At 45.9% G+C, this 8,420-nt stretch carries 7 protein-coding genes; all 7 read left to right on the top strand.

Going from position 1 to position 8,420, the window contains the following annotated elements:
- The first annotated feature begins 152 nt into the window (after positions 1-152).
- Complete coding sequence (locus GGQ84_RS04440) at positions 153-392, top strand: AbrB/MazE/SpoVT family DNA-binding domain-containing protein (RefSeq protein WP_429159694.1); 240 nt, start codon at positions 153-155, stop codon at positions 390-392.
- On the top strand, positions 392-724 hold the full coding sequence (locus GGQ84_RS04435; protein WP_429159691.1) for a type II toxin-antitoxin system PemK/MazF family toxin: 333 nt from the start codon (positions 392-394) through the stop codon (positions 722-724). Before GGQ84_RS04440 ends, GGQ84_RS04435 begins: the two co-directional genes overlap by 1 nt.
- Before the next feature lie 111 nt (positions 725-835).
- Positions 836-1,588: a YwmB family TATA-box binding protein gene (locus GGQ84_RS04430; protein WP_429159688.1), complete on the top strand. Its 753-nt coding sequence runs from the start codon at positions 836-838 to the stop codon at positions 1,586-1,588.
- A 130-nt stretch (positions 1,589-1,718) separates the two neighbouring features.
- Entirely contained in the window at positions 1,719-2,975 is a 1,257-nt protein-coding gene (murA, locus tag GGQ84_RS04425; protein WP_429159686.1) for a UDP-N-acetylglucosamine 1-carboxyvinyltransferase, read from the top strand.
- 125 nt (positions 2,976-3,100) lie between these two features.
- Positions 3,101-4,102: a stage II sporulation protein D gene (gene spoIID, locus GGQ84_RS04420; RefSeq protein WP_429159684.1), complete on the top strand. Its 1,002-nt coding sequence runs from the start codon at positions 3,101-3,103 to the stop codon at positions 4,100-4,102.
- 67 nt (positions 4,103-4,169) lie between these two features.
- Positions 4,170-5,390 carry an efflux RND transporter periplasmic adaptor subunit gene (locus GGQ84_RS04415; RefSeq protein WP_429159682.1) on the top strand — a complete coding sequence of 407 codons (1,221 nt, stop codon included), beginning with the start codon at positions 4,170-4,172 and terminating at the stop codon, positions 5,388-5,390.
- Positions 5,335-8,412 (top strand): efflux RND transporter permease subunit, encoded by a 3,078-nt coding sequence (locus GGQ84_RS04410; protein ID WP_429159680.1) that lies wholly within the window; start codon positions 5,335-5,337, stop codon positions 8,410-8,412. Before GGQ84_RS04415 ends, GGQ84_RS04410 begins: the two co-directional genes overlap by 56 nt.
- Positions 8,413-8,420 lie beyond the last annotated feature (8 nt).

The raw sequence follows: 8,420 nt of genomic DNA, 5'->3' as shown, positions 1-8,420 counted from the left end.
AATGCAATTAACTTAATGAACCGCCAAGTACCGAACGGTATGCTTGGTGGTGTGAGAGGACGGTAGATAAAATAATTATCTACCTCCTACTCGATGTATATGCGCTTGACTTTTGTAGATACGATGTATATACTGGAACTGAGGTGATGGGTATGTTTACTACAATTCAAAAATGGGGAAACAGTCAAGGGATTAGAATCCCAAAGGCGTTGCTTGAAATAGCAGAACTTAATGAAAATGATAAGGTACAGCTTAAAGTAGAAGATGGCAATCTAATAATTATCCCTGTAAAAAAACGCAAAACACTAGAAGAGCGCATAGCTGAGTACCATGGAGAATATAGTTGCCATGAGTGGGATACAGGTAAGCCTCGGGGCAAAGAGGTGTTCTAATGAACTATATACCGAATCAAGGGGATATTATTTATTTGGAATTTGACCCACAAGCAGGACATGAACAAAGGGGAAAAAGACCTGCATTAGTAATAAGCAATTTAACTTATAATAAATTTACCCGATTAGCTATGGTATGCCCAATTACAAATACAAACAGAGAATTTCCTCTCCATGTGAAGCTGGATGATAGAACTAAAACTACCGGTGTAATTATGTGTGAGCAGGTTAAAGCTTTAGATATACATGCTAGAAAAGGTACCTTTTATGAGGAAGCGCCAGAAGACATTATGGAAGAAGTGGCAGATATTATAATCAGTTTTATAGAATAACGAAAACTCCTTAGGTTAGGAGTTTTTTTTAAGTTCTAGGCAGTATAGCAACTGCAAATAATGGAAAAGCTAGTAGACAGATTTACATATTTCTCATTAGGAGGATTTGTCATGAAAAAAGCCATGCTACTAGCAGCATTATTGGCGCTTACTGCAGGGATGCTATACCAGCCAGTTACAGCCACCGTAATCGAGCAGAAATCAACAGGACAGGTGGTAGAACAAGTATTTAACGGAAGCGAAGCTCAGTTAGATTTAGTCAGTGTAGAGGCTGACGGTAATATAACTGATGAGTATTTAAGCGTTCAGGAGCTGGTAAAACTGGCTCAAAAAATAATAAACACAGAAGTACTGGAACCCGTAGATTCCTGGAAACAGTATAGTAGCAGTCGCAACGACCTTGAGTTAGTAGAGCTAACTGGGAGTCAAGCTGAGTGGGACTACACAATCGTGCTAAAAAGCCACCAGATTGGAGAAACAAGGCTAGTAGTAACAGCGGAGACAGATTCCTTAGAGGGAGCTGAAGGCGTAGTAGCCTCTGAATACCGTTTGAAAGAAGTATTTAATAACTTTGATATTTTCCCCCAATTTAATATATGCTATCAGGGTACATTAAAGGCTTCCCTTTCCGGTGAGGAAAAGGAAGCCCTGGTAGCAGAAATGTTTGCCCAGGTGAATGGAGAAAAGACAGAGGGACTAGCTCAAGAATTTTTAGTGAGCTATAGTGGTTATACCCCTCAAATTGCTGAAACAGTGGAAACTGGTGTTTCTGAAATCAATTTACAGATTGCAGCTAGAGATCACTCTGATGGAAGTCGGACTAACATTTATGTAGGCTATCCTCTGATTACTAGAGGCTACTAAAACACCTGTAATATTTTTCAACAGATAAATTTAAAAATAGTGCAGGATATTTGACAAAAAAATAGAATAGAGACTTTGTGATAAAAGTGTACAATATTAGCAAATTACCATTCGCGGGAGGAATATAATCTTGGATAGAATAATAGTCAGAGGAGGAAGTCCCCTACATGGGACTGTAACAGTTAGCGGTGCAAAAAATGCAGTACTTCCTATTATTGCCGCCTCCCTATTAGCAGAAGGTAAATCTACTTTATTAGAGATACCAAACTTGTCAGATGTGCAGACTTTAAGCCAGTTGTTAACTGAGCTAGGGGCAAAAGTAGATAGAGCCCCTGGAAAGCTAGAAATAGATGCTAACAATGTTGACAGCTATGAGGCTCCATACGAGTACGTTCGCAAAATGAGAGCGTCATTTCTACTAATGGGACCTTTATTGGCTCGCCACGGCAGGGCAAAAATGTCCTTACCTGGTGGCTGTGCAATTGGCAGCAGGCCTATTGATTTGCACTTAAAGGGCTTTGAAGCCATGGGAGCAGAAATCTACATGGGTCACGGCTTTATAGAAGCCAGGGTTGACAAGAAGCTAAAGGGAAGTAAAATATATCTGGATTTCCCCAGTGTGGGAGCTACAGAGAATATTATGATGGCAGCAGTACTAGCTGAAGGATTGACAACTATTGAGAATGCAGCAGAAGAACCGGAGATTGTGGACTTAGCTAACTACCTAAACAATATGGGTGCGATAGTCAAGGGTGCAGGAACTAAGGTGATTCGAATAGAAGGTGTTAAGGCGCTACAGGGAGCTACTCACGGAGTGATCCCTGATAGAATTGAAGCAGGAAGCTTTATGGTAGCTGCAGCAGCCACTGGGGGTAATGTTCTGGTAGAAAACGTAATCTCAGATCACCTTAAGCCAGTAATTGCCAAGCTTAAAGAGGCAGGAGTGGAAATTACCGAAGAGGGAAACGGTGTACGAGTTATTGGACCCAAAGAGATCACTTCGGTAGATATTAAGACCATGCCATATCCAGGATTCCCCACGGATATGCAGGCCCAAATGATGGCCCTGATGACAGTGGGCAATAGTACTAGTGTGATTACAGAGAGCGTCTTTGAAAATCGCTTTATGCACGTAGATGAGCTCAAGCGCATGGGTGCTAGAATAAAGATTGAAGGCAGGAGCGCAGTCATCGAGGGGACAAATTCCCTTACAGGAGCTCCGGTTAAGGCAACTGATTTGCGAGCAGGGGCAGCCTTGATTATAGCTGCTTTGGCCACAGATGACGTAACAGAAGTGGGTGGACTACACCACATAGATAGAGGCTATGACGATATCGTGAACAAATTCAAGAATATAGGCGCTGATATTCAGCGTGTAAGTGAATAAAAAAATGCGGGTCCTAAATAAAGGACTTGCTTTTTTATTTTAAACAGCAAACTTTCCTCACATATTTCTGTACCTCAGCGAATAGGTTAATAGTATTGTAAGCCTATGTGAGTGAGGTGGAAATATTGAGAAGAACTGTAGCAATAATGAGTGCCCTTTTTATCCTAGCTATCTCAGTAATAGTGTTTATTCCGGCCTTGGTTGTAACTTTATCTCAAGGTGGACAAGAGGAGAAAAAGGAGGAGATTGGAGAATTGAAAGCCTATGAAGGACCAAATATAAAGCTGTATCGGACTGAAATTGGTGAAACGGTGAATATACCTTTGGAGGAGTATCTAGTTGGTGTGGTTGCGGCGGAAATGCCGGCCAAGTTTGAGGTAGAAGCTCTAAAGGCCCAGGCGGTAGCTGCAAGAACCTATACACTACGGCGAATGCAGGAACGAGATCAGCGTTTTAATGGGGCTCATCTCAGCGACAATCCCGATACATGTCAGGCCTACTATAGTGACGATGAACTGCAGACCAGATGGGGGATCGCCTCCTATGCCCACTACAAAAGCAAGATAAGTAGAGCAGTTCAAGAAACAGCGGGGATAGTGATTACCCATGGAGGAGACTTGATTAACCCACTGTACCACTCAACCTGTGGGGGTAAAACCGAGAATTCGGAAAATGTGTGGGAGAGCCATGAACCCTATCTGCGCAGTATCGATTGTGTTTGGGGAGAAGATTCACCTAGATACCAAGAAAGCTTTTCCTTTAACTGGTCAGAACTGGATAGAGTGTTGGGCACTAATCTGAATACTTTACCTGCCTCATCCCTAAATGGAAGTAGCAATCAGGTGGCCCAGGTTTTGGCCAGGACAGATACAGGTCGAGTGGATCAAATCAGTTTAGGTGGCAAGAGCTTTGAAGCAACAGAGCTGCGCAGACTTTTAGGATTAAACTCTACTAACATACGCTATGATATTAATGCTAATGGTATAATCTTTCACACCCAAGGATTTGGCCACGGAGTAGGTCTCTGCCAGTATGGGGCTAACGGCCAAGCAGTAGATGGACGCACCTACGATCAAATTCTCAAGTACTACTACAAGGGAGTTAGCTTAGCAAAGATCAATAAATAGCATTTATTATATTTTACCATGCTGGATTTTGTGGTATGATTTTCCTAAAACCTGAGAGGTGATTGGGGTGCCAGTAAAAAATGCTATTATGCTTATGATTACTATACTACTCATACTAACTGGGGGCTGCAGCAGTGGTGAGGGCCAGCTCCCAGAGAACCAGGGTAAGCCTGTGACAATAGAAACAGCACAAGAAGAAGTATTAACTCAAGAAAAGCGCTATGGCGTTCAGCTTGAGCCAGGGCGAGAAATAGAAGTCACCTTTCAGGTGGCGGGGAAGATAGACCAGGTTCATGTGCGAGAGGGAGAGCTAGTTGAGAGTGGACAGCTCCTAATCAATCTAGACCAAAGAGATCAAGGGCTTCGCCTAGAGCGTGCCATGGCGGGGCTAGAGCAGGCTCAGAATAGACTGAAGCAGCTACAAGAGCTAGAGCCCAGCCAGAAGATAAACCTCAGTCAAGCCCAGGCTAGGGTGGAAACACTGACAATCACAGTGGACGAGCTGCAGGCAGAATATGAGCGCACAGTACAGCTAGCCCAGGAAGGGGCAGTTGCTCCTGTGGAGTTAGAAATGGTGGAAAACCGCCTTAACAGCACCCAGAAGGAACTGATAAAAGCCAAAGAGCAGGTAGAGCTCATAAAGATGGGTCCAGGGGAGAGTCAAATAGAGAATCAGCGCATTGCTGTACGAAGTGCTCAGATCGACGTGAAAGAAGCCCAGCTTAACTTGGAACGACATCAACTTACTGCCCCGGCTGCGGGAGTGGTAATGGAAAAGGCAGCCCGTCCTGGGCAGCAGGTAAGCCAGGGGCAACAGGCTCTGGTTATAGCTGGGGGGGAATCCATATCAGCAGAGGTGGAAGTGCCCTTAGAGCACCTAGACTTGTGGGAGCAGCGGACAGGGGCTTTTATCACAAGGGGAGACCAAGAGGTGGAGGCTCGGGTAGTCCACATTTCGCGCAATCATACTGGAGGCAGAAACTCGGTGCAGGTGAGCCTAGAGGTGGACAGTCAGCCCAAGTGGCTCTTGGGAGAATATGCGGAAGCAATTGTCCGAGGTGGAGAGGTTAAAGGCATATTTATACCTGTTGAAGCAGTGCTGAGAGACTCCCAAGGACCCTATGTATACGCTGATGAAGAGGGGTTAGCTGTGCGCAAAAGAGTGGAACTGGGGCTGCCCTTGGGTAACAATATCCAGGTAATGGGATTAGGGCAGGGAACTGAAGTTGTAGTTGCAGGGATGGAGCGACTACAACCCGGAGACCTGCTGTATCGGGTTGGTGAATGAGATGCTGAACTGGGTAATAGAAAAGAAAAAGATAGTAATAATGCTTTTTATTATGCTGATAGGGGTTGGCATTCTAACCATGCTACAGCTACCCAAGCGGGAGGTGCCGGAGATTGATCCCCCTGTGGCTACCATCACCACGGTTTACCCAGGTGCCACGGCCCAGCAGGTAGAGCAGTTTGTAACTAACAAGATTGAAGATGAGTTAAACGGGATTACAGCTATTGAAACCGTAACCTCTGTATCCAGTTATGGAGTGTCTCGGCTCACATTAGAGCTGAATGATAAAGCAGATCCAGAGAGAAGCTGGAATCTTGTGCGTCAGCGCCTAGGAAATGTAGAGAGCTCCTTTCCCCAGGATGTAGGCACACCGACCTTAAACGATGAACTGAGTATGCAAGGAGTAGCCTTTTACCACCTGGTAGGAGCAGAGCGGCAGGAGCTTTATCAGCTAGAGCCCATGCTAGAGCAGTGGGAAAAGCGATTAGGGCAAGTACCTGGAGTAGCTCGAGTAGAGCTAGAGGGATTGCCAGAGTCTCAGGTGCAGATAGATCTGCAGGTGGTCAAGATGAATGCTCTGGGAGTTACTTGGCAGCAAGTAGTACAAACACTAGAAGGAGAAGTGAGTAGCATTCCTCCAGGGGAGTGGCAACTGGAGGAGCGGAAATATCGATTAGTTTTAGATACCTTTGATGACCCAGCAGAGCTCATAAGTCTACCCATGGAGACTCAGCAGGGACAGCTAGTGCTAGGTGATGTGGCCCAGGTGATAGCAGGTTTTGCAACTCCCAGCTCATATATTAGCTACGGTGACAAAAAGGCCTTGACCATGACCTTGTTTATGGAAGGCGGCTCTGATGTTCCCAGTCTGCAGCGGTCAATTGACAGGGAAATAGAAAGCTTGCAGGAACAGTTGCCAGGGGGAATATCACTAATACAGGTTTACACCCAGGCTGAGCCTGTGCAAGAGCTCTTCTCTCAGCTTATTAAGGCCTTTATAGCGGCCCTGATTTCAGTGCTTATAGTGTGCTCGGCGGGATTGACCCTGCCCACAGCGATGAGCGTGGCCCTGACCATCCCCATTTCCATAAGCATCGGTATTATAGTTCTCCCCTATGTGGGAGTGGACATGAATCAGATATCCCTAATCGCCTTTATTGTAGTGTTGGGAATTCTAGTGGACGATGCTATCGTGGTAAACGAGAACATTGAGCGTCATCTCCAGCAGGGAGTAGCAGTGAAGGATGCGGCCATTCAGGGAACTGGTCAGGTTGCCATCTCGGTAATCACATCTACATTGGCAGCTACATTTACCTTTTTCCCCATGCTATTTTTGTCTGGAGCATCAGGAGGGTTTATCAGACCTCTCCCTGCCATAGTGATTAGTACAATTTTGGCTTCTACTTTAGTGGCCTTTACTCTAATACCCATCTTTAGGAGTGTTGGGGAAAGGAGTAGAGCGGGAACTAGAAAATCCGCTGGTTGGATGGGAGCCACTCTGGATAGGCTGGCTAACTGGTACGGAGAGCAGGTGCTGGGGAAGGTTATTGCTCACCCCAAGCGCTATGCCCTGGTGGGATTGACTCTGGGAACCTGCGCCTACCTACTAATCCCCTTAATCCCCTTGGAGTTTTTCCCGGATACAGACCGGGAGGAGGTCTTTGTGGAGTTAGCCCTTCCCGTAGGCACGTCTCTGGAAGAGACTAAGGAAAGAGCAGAACAGGTGAAGGACTGGTTAAACCAGGATCAAGGTGTGGTTCAGGTGTCTTCCTTTGTGGGCACTAACATCCCCAGGCTTTTTGGCATGAACATAGCCGCTGCTGGGGGCTCCCACAATGCAAACCTACTGATATTTATAGATAAAGAGGTTACATCTACTAGGGAAAAGGTGGATTTCTGGAACGAAAAGCTCCCTGAACTATTTCCCCACTTTATGGTTACAGCAACCCAGATTGAGTCTGGGCCCCCTGTAGGTGCACCAGTAGCCATTAGAGTAAGCGGACCTGAAATAGAGCAACTAGTTGAGCTTTCTCGGCAGATCCAAATGGAGCTGTCTAAGACGCAAGGGGCAGCTAGTATTTCTGATGACCTGGGGCGCCAGTTGCCTACTTTGTACTTCCAGCCTAATCGCCAGGCCATGAGTCAGTGGAATGTGACCAGTAGAGATATAAGTCAGGAGTTGCGCCTGCTGGGAGATGGCTTGGAACTAGGAGATTTTTATACGGGTCAAGACTTGTTAGAACTCAGGTTAAACTACCAAGGTGGAAATGCAAACCAAGTAGACCTATTAAGTCAAATCAAGCTAAAGGGAGAGGTGCCTCTTTCGGCCCTAGTATCCCCTGCAACTGATTTTAGCCTGCAGCAAATACCGCACAGAAACGGTGAGCGGGTGGTTACAGTGAGGGCTTACCCCGGAGCCAAAAGTGCTGATGAGATTTTAGCGGCGGCGGAAGCGGGCCTAGAGCGAATTGTAGCGGAGAATCCCCAGTATACTGTGGCCATAGCGGGAGAGATGGAGGCTAGAACTGATGTGTTCTTAGAGATGGGCAAGATTTTCATAGCGGTAGTATTTCTGGTACTAATGGTAATAACCATGCAGTTTTACTCACTGGTAATCCCCTTAATTATAATGACTACCATCTACTTAGCTGTGGCCGGTTCGGTATTAGGGCTGTTCTTGACTCAGACCAGCCTGGGATTTATGTCCATGCTAGGAGCCATGAGCTTGGCGGGAATTGTGGTGCGAAACGGGATAGTATTAATTGAGTTCATCAAGCAGAGCAGAGAAGCGGGGATGGAGCTAGAGGAAGCGGTCCTAGAGGCGGGGAAAAAGCGCTTCAGACCGATTTTACTAACCTCTATGACCTCCATTGCCGGGCTACTACCATTGCTCTTTACCCCTAATCCCCTGTTTCAGCCTTTAGCTACAGCTATAATAGCGGGATTGATTTTTTCCACGGTGCTGACCTTGGTAATAGTGCCGGCAATCTATACCTCATGGGCTAAATTTATAAAAACATAACAGCATAC

Origin of the sequence: Desulfitispora alkaliphila (assembly GCF_050433185.1) — a bacterium.
GTDB classification, from domain to species: domain Bacteria; phylum Bacillota; class Desulfitisporia; order Desulfitisporales; family Desulfitisporaceae; genus Desulfitispora; species Desulfitispora alkaliphila.
Note: the sequence above shows the minus strand (reverse complement) of the source record. Positions and strands in the feature narration are given on the sequence as shown.